The sequence below is a fragment of the Pseudomonadota bacterium genome (genome assembly GCA_016195085.1).
Classification (GTDB): domain Bacteria; phylum Pseudomonadota; class Alphaproteobacteria; order SHVZ01; family SHVZ01; genus JACQAG01.
Window position 1 is genome coordinate 1 of sequence record JACQAG010000069.1, and the last position, 1,593, is coordinate 1,593.

The following is a 1,593-nucleotide window of genomic DNA, read 5'->3' on the forward strand; positions in this document are numbered from 1 at the left end:
GAGGAGGAAGTAGTATTCCTTCTTCTGCTCGTCCTGCACCGCGTCCAGGCTGACGGTGGTGACGCGGCCCTTGAGGGTGCCGTAGCGGGTGAAGGGGAAGGCCTCGACCTTGATGATGGCCTCTTGGCCGGCTTCGACGAAGGCGATGTCCTTGTTGGGCAGGCGGGCTTCGATCTCCAGAATGGCGCCGGCAGGGACGATGACCAGCAGCTTCTGGGCCGGTTGGACGACGCCGCCAATAGTGTGGATATCCAATTGCTGGGCGATGCCATCGACGGGGGCGATGAGCGACAGCACTTTTTGGCGCTGGGTGGCCTTGGCCAGTTCCTGCTCGGCGGTACTGGCCTTGGCCCGCGCCTCGGCGAGCTTCGAGGTGGCGTCGCGGCGGAATTCGCCCTTGGCCTGCTCACGCTGACTCTCCAGCGAGGCGATGGCGGCCTGGGTTTCGGTGAGGCGGCTCTTGGCCACTTCGCGGTTGCCCGAGGCCTCGTCCACCTCCTGCACGGCGCGCGACAGATCGAGGTGGGAGTTGAGGCCCTGCTCGGTGAGGATCTTGCGGCGTCCGGCCCGGTCCTGGGCCTGGGTGATGACATTGGCGAGGCGCGCCATATCGGCGCTGGTGGTCTTGAGCTCGGCACGCTTGCGGGCCAGTTCGGAGTCCAAGGAGGCCAGCTTGCCGCGATGTTCGGTCAGTTGCGCCACCATCTGGGCACGGGCCAGCTCGATCATCGGCGCGGGGACGCCCTCGGGAGTGGTGAAGGCCTGGTCGGGGGCGGGCGCCAGCAGGGCGGCGAGGCGGGCGCTGTCGGCCTGGGCGGTGTAGAGATCCTGGGTCAGGCGCTGGACGTCGTTGGCGCCGCCGGTGACCTCCAACTCGATCAGCATGTCGCCCTTCTTGACCGTTTGCCCCTCGCTGACGTGGATGGCCCGGACGATGGCGGCCTCCAGGGGCTGGATCACCTTGACCTGTTCCGACGGAATCAGCTTGCCGCTGGCCACGGCGACGATATCGAGCTCGCCGATGCTGGCCCAGGCGATGGAGCCGGCGAAGAAGGCGCACAGGGTCAGCGCGATGATGCGCGCCGTGGTCGAGGCCGGGCGCTCCGAGATCTCCAGGGCGGCGGGCAGGAAGGCCATCTCCGCCTCGCCCAGCGGCCCGAGCTTGGGGCGGAGTTTGTCGGCTTTGAGCGCCTCGCGCCAGATGTCGGCGTGCTGGGAGAGGCCGTGGGCGATGGATTCGAGTTTGGTGACGGCTTTGTCGAGAAAGGCGACGCGGTGGCGGAGGGTAATCGTCCACGACTGCGTCTTGGTCCAAAGGGGTTTGAACCACAGAGACACAGAGACACAGAGAAGGCACAGAGAAACAAAACTATTTCTCTTTTCCTCTGTGCCTTCTCTGTGTCTCTGTGTCTCTGTGGTGAATTCACCATCAGCCACGGAATCATTCTCAGCCATGGCTCACTCCCCCGCCGCCTCGGCCATGCGCAGCTGCACCGGGCGCCGCACGATGATCTCGCCATCGGGGCCGCGGCTGACATGGGCATTGGAAGGCTGCACCGGAGCTGGAGCCGGGCCGCCGGTCTGGGCGTGCCA

At 66.2% G+C, this 1,593-nt stretch carries 1 protein-coding gene; it reads right to left on the reverse strand.

The genetic code is table 11. The annotated features are described in order from the left end of the window. The coding region (locus HY058_18840) for an HlyD family type I secretion periplasmic adaptor subunit (protein ID MBI3499356.1) at positions 1–1,455 on the reverse strand (1,455 nt) is incomplete at its 3' end. Positions 1,456–1,593 lie beyond the last annotated feature (138 nt).